This is a genomic window from Psychrobacter sp. 1Y10, assembly GCF_052259005.1.
Taxonomy (GTDB): Bacteria; Pseudomonadota; Gammaproteobacteria; order Pseudomonadales; family Moraxellaceae; genus Psychrobacter; species Psychrobacter saeujeotis.
In genome coordinates, this window is record NZ_JBQQES010000008.1 from 165,984 (window position 1) to 181,076 (window position 15,093).

The 15,093-nt window shown below is 41.4% G+C and carries 15 protein-coding genes; 7 read left to right on the plus strand and 8 right to left on the minus strand.

Annotated elements, in window-relative coordinates:
• Nucleotide 1 precedes the first annotated feature (1 nt).
• From ACTXGH_RS11320 to glmS, 3 genes are all read left to right on the plus strand, one after another.
• Nucleotides 2-583, plus strand: a complete 582-nt coding sequence (locus ACTXGH_RS11320; protein WP_439262984.1) for a phosphatidylglycerophosphatase A family protein — start codon at nt 2-4, stop codon at nt 581-583.
• 155 nt (nt 584-738) lie between these two features.
• Nucleotides 739-2,121: a bifunctional UDP-N-acetylglucosamine diphosphorylase/glucosamine-1-phosphate N-acetyltransferase GlmU gene (glmU, locus tag ACTXGH_RS11325; protein ID WP_439262982.1), complete on the plus strand. Its 1,383-nt coding sequence runs from the start codon at nt 739-741 to the stop codon at nt 2,119-2,121.
• Between the two features lie 220 nt (nt 2,122-2,341).
• On the plus strand, nt 2,342-4,186 hold the full coding sequence (gene glmS / locus ACTXGH_RS11330; protein ID WP_439262980.1) for a glutamine--fructose-6-phosphate transaminase (isomerizing): 1,845 nt from the start codon (nt 2,342-2,344) through the stop codon (nt 4,184-4,186).
• A gap of 208 nt (nt 4,187-4,394) precedes the next feature.
• Here the strand turns inward: glmS and ACTXGH_RS11335 are convergent, their stop codons facing one another.
• The 5 genes from ACTXGH_RS11335 to ACTXGH_RS11355 all read right to left on the minus strand — a co-directional run bounded on the left by ACTXGH_RS11335 (nt 4,395) and on the right by ACTXGH_RS11355 (nt 10,041).
• The gene (locus ACTXGH_RS11335; protein ID WP_439296447.1) at nt 4,395-5,120 is read right to left on the minus strand and encodes an HAD family hydrolase; all 726 of its coding nucleotides are present in this window, start codon (nt 5,118-5,120) and stop codon (nt 4,395-4,397) included.
• Entirely contained in the window at nt 5,120-6,262 is a 1,143-nt protein-coding gene (locus tag ACTXGH_RS11340; protein ID WP_439296446.1) for a TIGR03364 family FAD-dependent oxidoreductase, read from the minus strand. The genes ACTXGH_RS11335 and ACTXGH_RS11340 overlap by 1 nt, the downstream gene beginning before the upstream one ends.
• A gap of 37 nt (nt 6,263-6,299) precedes the next feature.
• Nucleotides 6,300-7,292: an ABC transporter substrate-binding protein gene (locus ACTXGH_RS11345; RefSeq protein ID WP_439296445.1), complete on the minus strand. Its 993-nt coding sequence runs from the start codon at nt 7,290-7,292 to the stop codon at nt 6,300-6,302.
• A gap of 82 nt (nt 7,293-7,374) precedes the next feature.
• Nucleotides 7,375-9,057 (minus strand): ABC transporter permease subunit, encoded by a 1,683-nt coding sequence (locus tag ACTXGH_RS11350; protein WP_439296444.1) that lies wholly within the window; start codon nt 9,055-9,057, stop codon nt 7,375-7,377.
• A 96-nt stretch (nt 9,058-9,153) separates the two neighbouring features.
• Nucleotides 9,154-10,041: an ABC transporter ATP-binding protein gene (locus tag ACTXGH_RS11355; RefSeq protein WP_439296443.1), complete on the minus strand. Its 888-nt coding sequence runs from the start codon at nt 10,039-10,041 to the stop codon at nt 9,154-9,156.
• A 315-nt stretch (nt 10,042-10,356) separates the two neighbouring features.
• On the opposite strand from ACTXGH_RS11355, the gene truC reads away from it, so the two are divergent.
• Nucleotides 10,357-11,139 carry a tRNA pseudouridine(65) synthase TruC gene (gene truC / locus ACTXGH_RS11360; RefSeq protein WP_439296522.1) on the plus strand — a complete coding sequence of 261 codons (783 nt, stop codon included), beginning with the start codon at nt 10,357-10,359 and terminating at the stop codon, nt 11,137-11,139.
• A gap of 201 nt (nt 11,140-11,340) precedes the next feature.
• Here truC and ACTXGH_RS11365 read toward each other — a convergent pair whose 3' ends face one another.
• Complete coding sequence (locus ACTXGH_RS11365) at nt 11,341-12,258, minus strand: DMT family transporter (RefSeq protein WP_439262972.1); 918 nt, start codon at nt 12,256-12,258, stop codon at nt 11,341-11,343.
• A 148-nt stretch (nt 12,259-12,406) separates the two neighbouring features.
• Between ACTXGH_RS11365 and ACTXGH_RS11370 the strand changes: the two genes are divergently transcribed.
• Entirely contained in the window at nt 12,407-12,862 is a 456-nt protein-coding gene (locus tag ACTXGH_RS11370; protein ID WP_439262970.1) for an Lrp/AsnC family transcriptional regulator, read from the plus strand.
• Nucleotides 12,863-12,947: 85 nt separating this feature from the next.
• The gene (locus ACTXGH_RS11375) at nt 12,948-13,613 is read left to right on the plus strand and encodes a hypothetical protein (RefSeq protein ID WP_439296442.1); all 666 of its coding nucleotides are present in this window, start codon (nt 12,948-12,950) and stop codon (nt 13,611-13,613) included.
• Nucleotides 13,614-13,616: 3 nt separating this feature from the next.
• On the opposite strand, the gene ACTXGH_RS11380 is transcribed toward ACTXGH_RS11375, so the two are convergent.
• Nucleotides 13,617-13,841 carry a hypothetical protein gene (locus ACTXGH_RS11380; RefSeq protein ID WP_439262966.1) on the minus strand — a complete coding sequence of 75 codons (225 nt, stop codon included), beginning with the start codon at nt 13,839-13,841 and terminating at the stop codon, nt 13,617-13,619.
• A gap of 66 nt (nt 13,842-13,907) precedes the next feature.
• On the minus strand, nt 13,908-14,063 hold the full coding sequence (locus ACTXGH_RS11385) for a hypothetical protein (RefSeq protein ID WP_439262964.1): 156 nt from the start codon (nt 14,061-14,063) through the stop codon (nt 13,908-13,910).
• Between the two features lie 574 nt (nt 14,064-14,637).
• Between ACTXGH_RS11385 and ACTXGH_RS11390 the strand changes: the two genes are divergently transcribed.
• Nucleotides 14,638-14,952: a hypothetical protein gene (locus ACTXGH_RS11390; RefSeq protein WP_439262962.1), complete on the plus strand. Its 315-nt coding sequence runs from the start codon at nt 14,638-14,640 to the stop codon at nt 14,950-14,952.
• Nucleotides 14,953-15,093: the final 141 nt, after the last annotated feature.

A 15,093-nucleotide genomic window follows, 5' to 3' on the forward strand; every position in this document is an offset into this window, starting at 1 on the left:
CATGACGGATCATGACTTATCTAAGCCCGATATTCGTAAAGCAAACGATTGCCCACCGCTACCTGCTAATGCCAGCCTACTTGACCGTATTGTTTATTGGCTTGGTATTGGTTTAGGAAGCGGTCTACCTCGCCGTGCTCCGGGTACTTGGGGAACGGTTGGTGGTTTGATCATTGCGATACCGCTTATGAGCTTAGGTTTTGTACCGTTTCTGATTATCACAATACTATCTTGCATTATTGGTATCTGGATATGCGGTCGTACCTCTGATTTGATGCAAGGACATGATGATCCGCATATCGTTTGGGATGAGTGGGCTGGTATGTGGATTACTTTATTGCCGTTTTCTTATACAGGTATTACTGTTACGAATTTTTGGCACGATATTTCACAAAGTTTGTCTATTATTGCTCTTGTAATCGCATTTGTACTTTTCCGCTTCTTTGATATCATTAAACCACCACCCATTGGTTGGGCAGATAAAAAAGTCTCAGGCGGTCTTGGTATTATGCTCGACGACATTATTGCCGGTATTATGGCCGCAGCTGTTTGGATTGTTGTTATGATAGGCATGCTAGTATAAATAACTGCTATTTTAGCGAATTATGTTACAAACTACCTCATTACTATAAACCCAACGATAACAAAGTATCATAATATTCACTTAAATGAATATGTTTTTCTCGACATTTGCGTTATAATCTTATCATATTCTGTTACACCTATTATAGAGTACTTATGACAAATTCCCTTTCTGTAATTATCCTTGCTGCCGGAAAAGGCACGCGTATGCAGTCTGCTAAGCCAAAAGTTTTGCAGACATTAGCAGGCAAACCTCTATTAGGACACGTCTTAGACACTTGTGATGAGTTGACTGTTACTAAAACTATTGTGGTTTATGGTTTTGGCGGCGATCAAGTACAGACAGCGATGGATAGTCAATATGCGCATTTACCAATTACATGGGTCGCGCAGACTGAACAGTTGGGTACAGGTCATGCCGTTAAAGTTGCCTTAGAGCAATTGCCAAAAGATGGCCAAAGTCTTATTTTATATGGTGATGTACCCTTAGTAAGCTGTCAGACTTTAGCGACACTACAAACAGCCAACACTGATGGCATGTCGATGCTGACGTTAACAGTGGATAATCCATTTGGATTGGGTCGTATCAAGCGTGATGCATCAGGAAATGTTGAAGCCATCGTTGAGCAAAAAGACGCTAGCGCCGATGAACAGCGTATTAAAGAGATCAACAGTGGCATTTATTGCGTTGATAACGCTCTGCTTCATAAATACTTGCCTGAATTATCAAATGACAATGCGCAACAAGAATATTATTTGACCGATATCGTAAAAATGGCGGTTGCTGATGGTGTAACGATTGCAGCGATCGAGCCTGAACATACGTTTGAGATTGAAGGGGTTAACAACCGTCAACAATTGGCCAGCTTGGAGCGTACTTGGCAAAATAAGCTAGTCGCTGACTTGCAAGAAGCTGGTGTACAGTTTGCTGACCCGACTCGTGTTGATATACGTGGTACGCTAAGCGTGGGGCAAGACGTATTCGTCGATGTCGGTGTGGTCTTTGAAGGTGACTGTACTTTAGGCGACAATGTTTATATCGAAGCTGGTTGTGTTATCAAAAATACTCAGATTGGCAATGCTTGTCATATCAAACCGTACTGCGTGCTTGATCGCGCTGAGGTCGGTGCTGGTGTTGATGTTGGTCCTTTTGCAAACTTGCGCCCTGAAACCGTATTATCTGACAACAGTAAAGTTGGCAACTTTGTTGAGATTAAAAAGTCGACTATCGGTCATGGTAGTAAAGTCAATCACCTCAGTTACGTTGGCGATGCGACCGTAGGTACTGATGTCAATATCGGTGCTGGAGTCATTACCTGTAACTATGATGGTGTGAATAAGTCGCAAACTATTATTAACAATAATGCTTTTGTTGGCTCCAATGTGAGTCTGGTTGCTCCAGTAACGGTTGGCGATACTGCGGTAGTTGCGGCAGGATCTGTAATTACAGAAGATGTTGATAGTAATGCCTTGGCTTTGGGTCGCGCTCGTCAGGTACAAAAAGCAGATTTTCAACGTCCAACTAAAAAGTCGAAATAGTTAGCTGATAGTAGTAAGTTTATAGTTAAGCGTTTAGTAGCGAAATTATAACCAACTTGAGCAGCGCGGCAATTTTGCGGTGCTGCTTAATAATATGACTTATATATTAAATAACTTTTGAATACTCAAAGCTTATTTACTTACTACTGATTTGTATACATTGTTTTTGATTCACTTTTATTTGTCTAACATCATTAAAAATTTAACTTAAGGAATAGCTATGTGCGGAATTGTAGGCGCAGTTGCTGAGCGTAATATCGCTAATATTTTACTTGAAGGCCTAAAGCGTTTGGAATATCGAGGCTATGATTCTGCGGGCTTGACGGTCATTCGTAATGGTGAATTACATCGTGAACGTCAAGTAGGCAAAGTACTGGCATTGGTTAATGCAGTCGCGAATGATCCAGCCAATTTTGATGGTCATATTGGTATTGCGCACACACGCTGGGCAACTCATGGCGAGCCTGCACAACGTAATGCGCATCCCCACGTCTCAGGTAAAATCGCGGTCGTTCATAACGGTATCGTTGAAAACTACGCTGAGCTAAAAGAAGACTTGATGGCCAAAGGTTATGAGTTTACATCACAGACAGATACCGAAGTAGTCGCGCATCTGATCAATGATGTTTATCAAAAAACATCTGATCTACTAGAAGCTGTCCGCACAGTTACGCCGTTATTACATGGTGCATTTGCCCTTGGCATCGTCCATGTAGACAGTCCAGAAGAGCTCATTGCTGTACGTTTGGGCTCACCTTTGGTCATCGGTGTGGGTATCGGTGAGAACTTTATTGCGTCAGATCAATTGGCGCTATTGCCAGTTACCAACCGATTTATGTACCTAGAAGAAGGCGATATTGCTAATATTACGCGTGAACATATTCGTGTTTATGCGGACGGCGTAGAAGTCAGTCGCAAAGTACATGAGATAGATGCCAAGCAGCACAACGCCGATAAGGGCGAGTTTAAGCATTATATGCTCAAAGAAATCTATGAGCAGCCAGATGCGGTCGCTCGTACGGTTGAGATGGCAGTAGATAATGGTGAAACGACCAAACTACGCGATGACTTTTTAGACCGTCACGAAACCAAGCTCGCTGGTGTTAAACACATTCAAGTACTCGCTTGTGGTACCAGCTATCATGCGGGTATGGTCGCAAAGTATTGGTTTGAAAATTTAACACGTCTGCCCTGCTCGGTCGAAATCGCAAGCGAGTTCCGCTATCGTAATCCTGTTGTTGTCGATAATTCGCTCGTCGTTTGTATCTCACAATCTGGTGAAACAGCTGATACTTTATCGGCGCTACGTGAGATTCAAAAGCACAAACCAGAAGGTCTAGTGAGTTTGGCACTGTGTAACGTACCAACGTCATCATTAGTACGCGAGACGGATATCTTCTTGCCAACACTTGCAGGGCCTGAAATTGGTGTCGCGTCTACCAAAGCCTTTACCACCCAGCTTGTCGCGCTAGTGCTATTATTGTTAAAGATTGGAGTCGTACAAGAGCGTATCGATAATGAGCGTTTGACGTCATTACTAGAAAACTTGCATAAGCTACCGGGTCAGCTTCATGCCAGCTTAAAGCTTGATACTCCTATTAAAGCGATGAGTGAAAGCTTTGAAGAGAAGAAGAGCTGCCTGTTCTTAGGTCGCGGTTTGCAGTTCCCAATTGCCTTAGAAGGCGCGCTTAAGCTGAAAGAAATCTCCTATATCCACGCTGAAGGCTATGCGGCAGGTGAGCTAAAACACGGTCCATTGGCATTGGTAGATAAAGACATGCCAATTGTGGTACTTGCACCAAAAGACAATATGTTCGATAAGCTTAAAGCCAACATGCAAGAGGTACATGCGCGCCACGGTGAGCTGTTTGTATTCGCCAGTGAAGCTAGCCAAATGGTAGCGGAAGATAGATTGCATGTGGTCTATGTACCTGATGTCTGCGAGATACTCGCACCGATCGTTTATAGTGTTCCTGTGCAGCTGTTGTCGTACCATGTCGCTGTTATGCGCGGTACAGACGTCGATCAGCCACGTAACTTGGCCAAGAGTGTCACAGTCGAATAGTATAAGTTATTGATTTTTAATTAAAACTTATTAATAAATAAGGTTTTATTTTAAATACTACAGTAACATACCGAATCCTCCGCTATCTTATGCAAAACAAATGGCGGAGGTTTTTTTGGAATAATGAAAATAAAACAAGCTCCATCGCAATGGAGCTGTCGATATATTATCAACCATTTATCACACCTGCTGATAACCACTTAAGCGTCTACATCAATTCAGCCAAATCAGTCAACGTCTCTAGTATGATATCTGGCGCATACGTCTCAAGCTGTGCTTTGGTTTGCGCGCCGCTTAGCACGCCTACACAGAGACCACAATTGGCGTTTTTGCCTTCTTCAATATCTATACCACTATCGCCTGCCTTTAACACGTGTTTTGAGTCTTTTACCCCAAACTTGTCCATCGCTAACGTAATCATATCTGGTGCAGGACGACCATTAGTGACATCGTCGGCTGTAATCAGCGCATCAATCTCGCGGCCCACCGACCAACCCAAGATAGTCAATATGTTATTGGCGGTCGTTGCATCGTAGCCGGTGTTTAAGACTACCTTTCTACCCGTTGCTTTTAGCTGATCAAACAGCTCCAGCATCCCCTCAAAGGGCGCCAAAGTCTCTGCTGTATAAGCCTTTGTCAATCGGGTTTTGAATATCGTAAATGCGGTATCGGTAAGTGATTCAACCTCATCATCTGTGATATTCAATTCATTTAGTATGTCGTTGATCGCTTGGCGTTTTTCCTTGCCAGCGCCAAACGCTAAGCAAGGATCTAAACCCACCTTTTTATCGTCAGAACTAAGCGCTTGATTGATCGCATCGCGTACGGTTTTGTAGACTAAATTTTCTTCATTTACGGTGGTACCTGCCATATCAAACACACATAGCTTGATCTGCTCGAATGGATCTTTAATACTATTAATATCTTCCTTCATTATTTTGACTCCAATACCAAATGAATTAACTCTTCACCAAATGCAAAGCCTGTTGACGCGCCAGTGCCGCTTGTAATAGTGCCGACAACCACACCTTTTTCTGGAGACGCTTTAAACACTACATCATCACCGCTGGGATAGACACCTAACCAGTGCTGAGTAATGTCACTCTCACCAATATTCATCATTTGATCAAACTCATTTGTAATCAAATCATCAATGCGCACATCTCTAAAAGGCAGCTCTCTGTCGCTATAGTCATGACTGTCGCCGATGATAAGAGAGCCATCAGCAGACTGCACCACGATCAGATGTACGCCTGCTTTGCGCTCGGCTGACTGGATATCGTCTAATAAATTGATTAGCCCTCTTGCTTCGGGTAATTGGGCAAATCCATCATAACGAGCAAAGCTGAGATCCGACATCACCGCAGCATTTAACTTAAACGCTTTTTTTGGCATCACACGCATCATATTCAGGGTGCATAGTTTGGCCTTAGCCTTCGCCAAAGTCACTGGATATAAGCTGTGTAAATCTGTTCCAGGACAGACCACACAATGCTCTGCATGTAGCGTACCGCGACTGGTATGAACCATCGGCAGCTCAATCGAATGAACGGTCGTTTTATTATAAAAGTCCACACCGTACACTTGATTGAGCCAATTTGCCAATTTGCCAATGGCAGTTTTTGATTCAACTCTGAGCTCATGAGGGCTATACAACACACCCAGACCTTTTTTGAGATAAGGTACGTTTTCTACGATTTCAGATTGAGTCAGTAAGCGACAAGACTCCCCCATTTCTGTTTGTAAAAATGCTTCAGCGACCTCCATCGCCTCTGGACGTTGCATGAGCATATGCAGGCCACGATGCGCCACCTCAATACCTGCTTTTGGCGCAATATCTGCCCAGACATCACGCGTATGCATGGCTCGTTGCCAATGCTCGCCCCGTTGCTGACCACTGACGGTAACAAAACCGAAATTACGCACTGACGCATCTTTATTTTGTGACTCACGCTCTACCAATGCGACACTTAGTCCCTTCTTGACGGCAGCATAAGCACTGGCAAGGCCGACGATGCCACCACCGACGATCACCACATCGTATTTTTTTGGGGATAATTTGGTTAATAACTGCATAGCGATGTTCCTTGGTTTTAACCTCAAAAATTAGAACTTATATCTTTTGACCGTGAAAAAAAGCTCTATGCTTATCTAATAACTCAGCGGTCAGCGGTTCAGCATAGGTTTTTACATTTTTGACTTGGTTCTCAGGTGCCACTGTTTCACCGTCATAGACGACATTTGGATATATCTCTAATAGTTGTGGTCGCGCATTTTTGGTGATAATTTCGGCTATTTCCATTGCATTTTGATTGGTTTTGTTTCCTTTATCGATAACAGCGACTGATTCACTCAGCGTATAGTTGCCTTCGCTAGGATCAATATAATCAATAGGCAGACCTTCATCTTTATTCACGACAGCTTGATGACGCATACCAAAGCCAATAGGCACTTCACCTGCTATGACTTTTTTCAATGGGCCTGATCCTGATAGCTCTAAATTGGGACCAGCATTTTTACGAATACTGTTCATGATTTTTTGTCCTTCGTCATTTTCGCCATAGGCAGATGTGATGTTTTGAACAAATAACCAACCAGTCGATGAGCCATTGGGATCAACCATCGCAATTTTATTTTTGTAGACTGGATTTGCCAAATCTCTGGCACTGGTTGGTCTAGGCAGATTTTGTACAGCCATCTCTTTCGTGTTTAAAATCATTGCCCCAGTAAAACTGAGAATGGGGGCATAGTAATTAGGTACTGTCACTTGAGGATTGACCTTAAACGCTAGCTCTTTAAACATCGAATGCTTTGCCTGCGCGCTCTCTAAATAAAACGAGCTCATGGTGACCAAGTCTGCCTCTGTGTTTTTACCTTCCGCCAATAAACGCCCGCCAAGCTCACCGGTGCCAAAGGATTGGAAGATATATTGACCTTCATAGCCCGCTTGATCTAATACTTCTTGGATGACTTCTACCGCTTCTTCGTCGGCGTTACTATAGATGATGACTTCCTCTATACTATTGTCCTTAGAAGCGGCTGAGCTACAGCCTACCAATGTGAATCCGAAAGCAAGACTCACCATTAACGTTTTGAATGAAAACATTATGTATCCTATATATTTTATTGAAGGTTTAATTATTAGAGATTAGTTATTAAAATTGGCTTACATAAAACTTATCGATAGATTAAACAGCCTTTGCGGTAACAGCTTTTTCGGTGATTATTTTCGGTGTGCCGTAGAGTCGCCTGCTATATAGATGACGAATGCTGGCAAACAGGATCAAGGCGCAGATATTGGTCAGCAATATCATCAGCGATAAGATAAAAATCTCATCAAATCGCGCAAAATGCTGCAATTCGACGATTTTGGTGGTAAGCACCATGGTTTTGGCACCAGAGATAAAGATAACCGCACTAATCGTCACCATGGCGCTGATAAAGTAGAAGGACGCCACTTCAATTAAGGTAAAGAATGAATTGGGAATCACCACACGCCGCAGCGTCGCAAACCATGAATCACCCAGTAAGCTCGCCGTCGTCTCCCAGCCTAGATTCATCTTAGTCAGTGCATTTTTACTCATCAGATAAGGGGTGGCAAAGTAGTGAATGATGTTGCTTATCACGATAATAAAAATAGTATTGGCGACAGCAGAGCCTGAAAACACCATCAGATAAGCAATACCCACGACCATCCCTGGTACGGTGTTGGTCACCAATGCTGAGCTCTGAATACTGAATTTACCAACTTTGAATAAACCTGAGCGCTCGCACAACAGTGCTGAAAAGTAAGTGATTAAGGTACCGAAGATAGCCGTCAATACCGCGACGATGAGCGAGTTTTTATAGACGCGCATGAGATTGGCAGATTCTAAAACCTTGCTGACGGTTTCTGTGCTGAACTGCATTTGATAAGGCCATGTCTTGATCCATGGAATGATAAATATCACCGCAAAGACCATCAGTAAGCAAAATAAGATAGCGCTCGATAATAGCGCTAAGGCTCGGTCTTTGATTTTCGAAGTAGGCAGGTCGATATTTGCTACCGTGTCGTAACGCACATTAAAACGCGCGACATACCAGAGTATGGCAATACTCAATATCGATGGAATAAGCATAAACAATGCGACCACTGCCCCTTTTTCAAACGAAGGCGACGCGCCTAGTATTTGGGTATAAAGCTCGGTAGCGATGACTTTATATTGCCCGCCAATGGACGCCGGAATGCCAAAGTCGGTAAAGGCTAAAAAGAAACACTGAATCATGGCCGCGGCAAAGGTGCCTATCAATGGGCGAATCACCGTCATGTCAAACTGGCGCAGAGACGAATCGCCCATTAATTCTGAGACGATAACGAATTTTTTGTCTAAATACTGAAAGGTATTATTGAGTAATAAAAAGGCGATGGGTAAGGTATAAATGGTATAGCCAAGCCACATTCCTTGAAAGCCATATATATGTTCAAACAGCTGAAAGCCGAGTATTTGCGTCAATAAACCTTGCTTGCCAAAGGTATAAATAATAGCAAAGCCATAGGTCACCGTGGGCAACAACATGGGCAATAAGGCGGCGACTTTAATGACCTTTTTAAAGCCGTTCGGTAAGTTGGTCCAGTGCACGGTATAAGCTAAGATGAAAGCGAGCATGGTGGCGCTCAGAGCACTTACCGTCGCCACAAAAAAACTATTAAACATCACCTGTTTAAAGCTATCACTACTTGCGATACTTTTATAGTTATCTAAGCCAATACCATCGCCGACATTTAATGATAACGCCAGCATTTTACCTAAGGGTACAAACAGAAAAGCGATGAATAAAATCGTCACAAATAGCCAAATGGCTTTTGCTTGGGGTGGATTACTAAGCTTCATAAACGTCCAAAACAATCAAATGGTCAGGTTTTTACTGAAAGACATCAATAGTCAGTACTTCAGTTGCCGATTCAGTCACTGTCAGCTTCTACAAAATCAGCCTTTCACCGTATCTTTTGACTTTTGTTTATCATGGACAGTGATAGCTTTAGAATCAGTAATACGGGGACTAATCTCAGCCTCATACTGTCCATAGTTTTGGGTTTGAGTGTATTTACTTAGCGGATCAGCTTCAGATATACCATTGGCAAATAAGCTTAAGATATTGCGACGTTTGATACTGAGCTGATTTAGAATGAAGTTGGTGACGAAATCATTGGCAGGATTGTGTATGATTTCAGCGGGTTCAGCGAATTGCGCGACTTTGCCATCTGATAGCAGTAAGATACGATCTGATAACGTCATCGCTTCTTCTGGGTCATGAGTGACGATCAAGGTAGTCAGCTGATAGCGTTTTGCAATCTCACGAATACGCGCTTTGACTGTTTCTTTAATCACCCCATCTAGTGCCGACAAAGGCTCATCTAATAGTAGTATCTTGGGTTTCATGACTAGCGTACGTGCCAGCGCGACACGCTGCTTTTGACCGCCTGATAGCTGATGAATGCGCTTGTTTAGATGTGCTTTTATATCAAGTAAATCAACAAGCTCATCGACTTCTTGTTGCGTGCTTAGATTGGCGTTATTGCGTAGACCGTATTCGATGTTTTGCTTAACATTGAGATTGGGAAATAAGGCATAGTCCTGAAAAACAATATTAAATCCTCGCTCCTGCATCGGCACTCGGGTGATATCTTCACCATTGTAGGCAATTCGGCCACCACTAATATCAGTTAAACCCAAAATCATATGCAGTAAAGTAGTCTTGCCGCAGCCAGATGGCCCTAAGATTGAAACTATCTCACCCTTATTAATTTTGAGTGAAAGATCCTCGAATATCACCTTGTCATCATATCTCTTTGTAACCTGCCTTAGCTCTAACATATCGACTCACCTAATCACTTATAAAATTTAAGTACTTGTCTTGCATAAGTCTGCAGTGTATCTATCAGATATGACAATACAATGACGTCAGCCTAGATTGGTTTTTATAATTTACAATAAGGACAAAGGGGGCTTATGTATTTATGAATAAATAATTTCAGAATACTTCAATATAATCGTTCCTTTATGTACAGCGTATAAATACAGTACCAATTTATTATGCCATTATGGGTGCGATAAAAAGATATGTATAAGAGACAGTAAATATATAATGATGGCATCTACATTATGAGCATTGAAGACAAAAATATGAACATGGATATCGAAAACGGCAACGCTGACCAACACGCCGACCAAATAGAAATCATTTATGAAGATGAGTTTTTAGTAGCCATTAATAAAGAGGCGGGACTACTCGTCCATCGCAGTTGGCTGGACAAAGACGAGACGCGCTTTGCTCTGCAGCTCACCCGCGATGCGGTAGGGTGTCATGTATTTCCAGTACATAGGTTAGATAGACCGACATCAGGGGTGTTGCTATTTGCTAAAAGCTCAAGCGTCGCGCGCAGCCTTACTGAGGCTTTTACTGAGCGCAAGGTAACCAAACACTATTTAGCGGTAGTACGCGGTTACATGCCAGAGCAAGGCTCTATTGACCATGCCCTCAGCTTTAAGCCTGATGCCATCGCTGATAAATTTGCCAACTTGGACAAACCAGCTCAAGAGGCGGTAACCCATTGGCGACGTTTGGCCCAAGTTGAGCTGCCCTTTTCCGTATCAAGAAAGCATGATACCAGTCGCTATAGTCTTATACGCTTAATACCTGAGACAGGGCGCAAGCATCAGCTGCGCAGGCATATGAAACATCTATTTCATCCTATAGTGGGTGATACTAGCCACGGCGATGGACGGCATAATCGATTTTTCCGTAGTCAGTATGACTGCACGCGCATGCTGCTACATGCTCAAAGTTTAGCGTTTAGCCATCCAATCATTGGTGAGTCTTTAATGCTAACGGCAGGATTAGACGATCAATGGATGCGTATTTTAGAAGCGTTTGATTGGGTTGAGAGTGTTGAGGGTTTGGTTCCCTATTGAGGATTTGAATATCAGGCTATAGGCTAATAGTCTCAATATTTTAACTTGCTGACATAGCTGTCAAATTCATAGATATTAACTGGGAAGATTTTAGTTATATAGCTTAACGATAATAATCAAACCAAAAATCGTGCGTTTATTGAGACGTGCGTTTATCAAAATTAGCTCTATGGTTTTTTAGCATAGCTCACTGGTTTTCATTTACTTCACTCGATTAGATGCAATAACGCCAATTGAGCTTAATACTATGCCGAATACCACTACCATTGTTAAAGGTTCATGAAGTATCAATGCTGCGAGTAAGGCGGTCAGTCCAGGAGACAAAGAGCCAAGCAGCAAGGTGCGAATGGAGCCCAGTTTGTTGACCGCATAAGAAAACCCAATGGTTGAGACCACCCCAACACCAACGCCTTGTACCAAAATAAAAGGTAGGGCGTCGTCAAAAGAAACGACCCCTAAATTTGTCTTTAAAATGCCAGCTAGAACCATCACTAATACTATAAAAAATGACGTGTAAGAAAGTACGATAGCCACAGCTATCGGACTCAACTTCGTATTTTTTAGACCCAAGGTATAACCTGCCCAAACCAAGCTTGCAAGCAATAAGAAGGCCACGCCATGTAGCAAGCTTTTAGGCGGAGACCCTGCATTCCCTATAATCATAGCGGTTACACCAAACAGAATCAGAATGAATGCCAAAAACTTTTTTAGCGATATCTTTTGACGATAAAAAATAAAAGATAAGAGGGCGGCAAAGAATACTGGCGTCCCTGTCAAAATAGTACCAACGTAAGCAGCAGGAGCAGTTCTTGCGCCAAAGGTAGCTAGTAACAGAAAGGGAACGCCGCCACATAATATAAATAAGACATCAATCCATTTAATACTTTTAATTTCCCTCAAACTGGAGTATGCCCAAGGCGTCAATAAAAGTAATGGCACGCTAAATCGAATGAGCATGACATCAGCAATACTTAGCGATGACCCACCAATAGCTCGGACAGTCAATGCAAAGCCTGACCAGATAAGTAGCACGGCAATCATAGCCACATAGCCTTTCGCTAGCGGAGACATTGCAAATAAGGTGTTTTTGCGCGGAGATGATTGAAAGATTGTGTTCATGTCGATATCTTAAGCTTGTATACAAAGCCTAATTATCAATCAAACATCGCGCTTTTATCTCTATTCTTTTATTGCAAATCTATAGTTATTTAGTGGATAATGCCAATTAATATAGAATTATTGGCTTAAAACACCAGAAAGGCAATACATGGATAAAATCGACCGTCATATTTTGGAAGTGCTTCAGAAAGAAGGACGCTTATCGACAGCTGAATTAGCCGAGCGCATTGGTCTGTCACCCTCACCTTGTGCTAGGCGCCTGAAACGTTTAGAAGATGAATCCTATATAGAGGGTTACCAAGCAAACGTCAGTAGAGTGAAAACTGGCATTAAGATGAGCTTTTTTGTAGAAGTCAGTCTCAATAATCATCAAGAAGCGTCAATTATCGCTTTTGAAAATGCGTTATCTGAGATGGACGAAGTCATTAATGGCCATGTTGTCTCGGGCCCTTATGATTACTTATTGGAAGTAGTCAGCGCAGACCTCAATGGTTATGAAGAGTTTACTCGTAAGTTGCATAAGCTGACTAGCGTTAAAGACATACATACCCACTTATCAGTAAGAAAAGTGGTTAATAAAACAACGTTGCCCATTTTTACATGATATCTTTTAATGCCTATTAGGGTCTATGCTCAATTTAAAAAACAGTCATTTAAATGACTTAAATAATTAATAAACTTAAGATGCCATGAAAATTTTACGACTCAGCTCAATCGTTGCATTAGTAACATTAACCACGCTCACTGGGTGTCAACATATCGATAAAACGTTAGAGCAGACACTAGAAACTAAGTCTTCTAATGTCATTCAGAAACTGTTTAATGTCGAAACTGATAGACAGTTTTATATCACTTTTCCTGACCACAAGAATCAAGTGGCGTTAACTGAGTTTGTCAGTGCCAATGACAGTCAAGATAGCAAACCCTATGTGAGAGGTGTATTAGCAGATAGTAAAAATTATTCAGCGTCACTAGACTATACTAATATCACTGCGTTGAGTATTTCAAATGATAAAAACGTTTTTAAGTTTGTTGCGCCTTATACTTTAACCAATCCTGATTCGGATAAAAAATCCAGTCTAGATAGCCCTGATCTACCTAGTAGCGCACTCTATCTAGGTGCTTTTGAGCTAGATTACCGTACTAATAATATCAACCAGTATGGGCAACAGCTTTTGGGTGAGTACAGTACACTGACTACGATAGATTATAATGGACAAGACACGTTCAATGTCGTTATACGTCAATATCCAACAGAGACTGACCAAAATAAAAAAATCAACTCAAGTGTTCATAAGCTAACGCTTGATGTAGATGAGGGGTTAATCTTAGTTAATGATGCTATCGTAAAATAAGCGTTAATGGCTTTGATTGTGGGCTAGTTTTGTTTTTACCTGTTTGATCAGTAATGAGACATATAAAATTACTGCTAAGACTAAGCAGATAAAAGTTAGAGGTAAAAACAGACTTTCTTGAAGTACACCTTCAGAATTAACGCCGCCATAAAACATAGTTTCCATCAGTCCAAAAAACGCAGCAAGCGCTAACAGGATTGAGCCACCGATAAACAGTTTAGATTTCATAAAAGCTCCTTTAGACAATAAACTAAAATTATAAGCATGCTTTCTTTAAAGATTATTGCAGTATCGCTATCGTTCAATGACACAAATAGGATAGTTTCCTGGATTTTGACCACCGCCTAAATCCAAGCAAATATCATGATAATAAAATTCGTGAGCTTTGATACCTAGCCAGAAAGCAATAATGACAGTAACAGCAATTATTATCATCATCTTAATATTCATATAGAGATCCTAAGTAAACAAGCAACTACAACAATATTGATTTGGGTCTATCTTATATGAGTTGGAAATAAATAGAGTGGTAGTTTGTACTTTTCACAAACTATTCATAATTGTATTTTTTGCAGGACAATTCAGATTACGAGCAAATATTGCGATAGTTTATACCAGTTTAGACAACGTCATTCTTAGTGCGGCAGACAGTCTGAAAATTAAGCTCTCTAAAGTATCAACATTGCTTGATCAATCTGCTGTTGTATCTTAAGCAGAAATTTTTCGGTCATTAATTTCGATACTAATTTTTTAAAGGAACAAAGCTAGTATGAAATAAGCACTACTTTTAAGCACGCTGTTACTCAGTTTAACGGCATGTCAGAATACTAATACACATATCTTAGATAAGAACGATACCTCACCCGCAAAACCATCCATAACCGTTGAAGCGGATCATACGACTTCCAACATAAGCGGTAACTATAATAAAAGCTTTCACTATGCAGATTTTTCTGCGCGTGTAGTGAGTACGCCTAATATTAAAGGTGGTTATAACTTAAAAATTCAGACAATGGGAGAAGATATGATTGAAAAATCCATTGATGATCCTGTCGTTAGTGCCATGGTAGGAGATCTTAATAAAGATGGGTTCTATGAGATATTAGTCTTTACTCAAAGCGTGGGTAGTGGCTCATATGGTGATGTCATTGCTTATTCGAACAATGAAGGGATGTCATGGAATGAAGTCTCTCATCCAGAACTGACTGATAAACTCAAACAAGGTTATATGGGACATGATGAGTTTGCCTTGGTTGAGAATGTATTGGTTAGACAGTTCCCACTATATTTAGAAGGTGATACTAATGCCAACCCCAAAGGTAAAATCCGCCAAATTTAGTATGATATGAAAGATGGGGAAGCTTCTCGTCAATTTGTAGTTAACGAATTCTAAGTACCCTACTATGAAGTCTCTCATCCAGAACTGACTGATAAACTCAAACAAGGTTATATGGGACATGATGAGTTTGCCTTGGTTGAG

Bases quoted from the DNA above. Each gene is read 5' to 3' on its own strand.
- ACTXGH_RS11345 (WP_439296445.1), bottom strand. From the start codon at position 7,292: ATGTTTTCATTCAAAACGTTAATGGTGAGTCTTGCTTTCGGATTCACA.
- ACTXGH_RS11350 (WP_439296444.1), bottom strand. From the start codon at position 9,057: ATGAAGCTTAGTAATCCACCCCAAGCAAAAGCCATTTGGCTATTTGTG.
- truC (WP_439296522.1), top strand. From the start codon at position 10,357: ATGGATATCGAAAACGGCAACGCTGACCAACACGCCGACCAAATAGAA.
- ACTXGH_RS11320 (WP_439262984.1), top strand. From the start codon at position 2: ATGACGGATCATGACTTATCTAAGCCCGATATTCGTAAAGCAAACGAT.
- ACTXGH_RS11365 (WP_439262972.1), bottom strand. From the start codon at position 12,258: ATGAACACAATCTTTCAATCATCTCCGCGCAAAAACACCTTATTTGCA.
- ACTXGH_RS11375 (WP_439296442.1), top strand. From the start codon at position 12,948: ATGAAAATTTTACGACTCAGCTCAATCGTTGCATTAGTAACATTAACC.
- glmS (WP_439262980.1), top strand. From the start codon at position 2,342: ATGTGCGGAATTGTAGGCGCAGTTGCTGAGCGTAATATCGCTAATATT.
- ACTXGH_RS11385 (WP_439262964.1), bottom strand. From the start codon at position 14,063: ATGAATATTAAGATGATGATAATAATTGCTGTTACTGTCATTATTGCT.
- ACTXGH_RS11380 (WP_439262966.1), bottom strand. From the start codon at position 13,841: ATGAAATCTAAACTGTTTATCGGTGGCTCAATCCTGTTAGCGCTTGCT.
- ACTXGH_RS11340 (WP_439296446.1), bottom strand. From the start codon at position 6,262: ATGCAGTTATTAACCAAATTATCCCCAAAAAAATACGATGTGGTGATC.
- ACTXGH_RS11335 (WP_439296447.1), bottom strand. From the start codon at position 5,120: ATGAAGGAAGATATTAATAGTATTAAAGATCCATTCGAGCAGATCAAG.
- ACTXGH_RS11390 (WP_439262962.1), top strand. From the start codon at position 14,638: ATGATTGAAAAATCCATTGATGATCCTGTCGTTAGTGCCATGGTAGGA.
- ACTXGH_RS11355 (WP_439296443.1), bottom strand. From the start codon at position 10,041: ATGTTAGAGCTAAGGCAGGTTACAAAGAGATATGATGACAAGGTGATA.
- glmU (WP_439262982.1), top strand. From the start codon at position 739: ATGACAAATTCCCTTTCTGTAATTATCCTTGCTGCCGGAAAAGGCACG.
- ACTXGH_RS11370 (WP_439262970.1), top strand. From the start codon at position 12,407: ATGGATAAAATCGACCGTCATATTTTGGAAGTGCTTCAGAAAGAAGGA.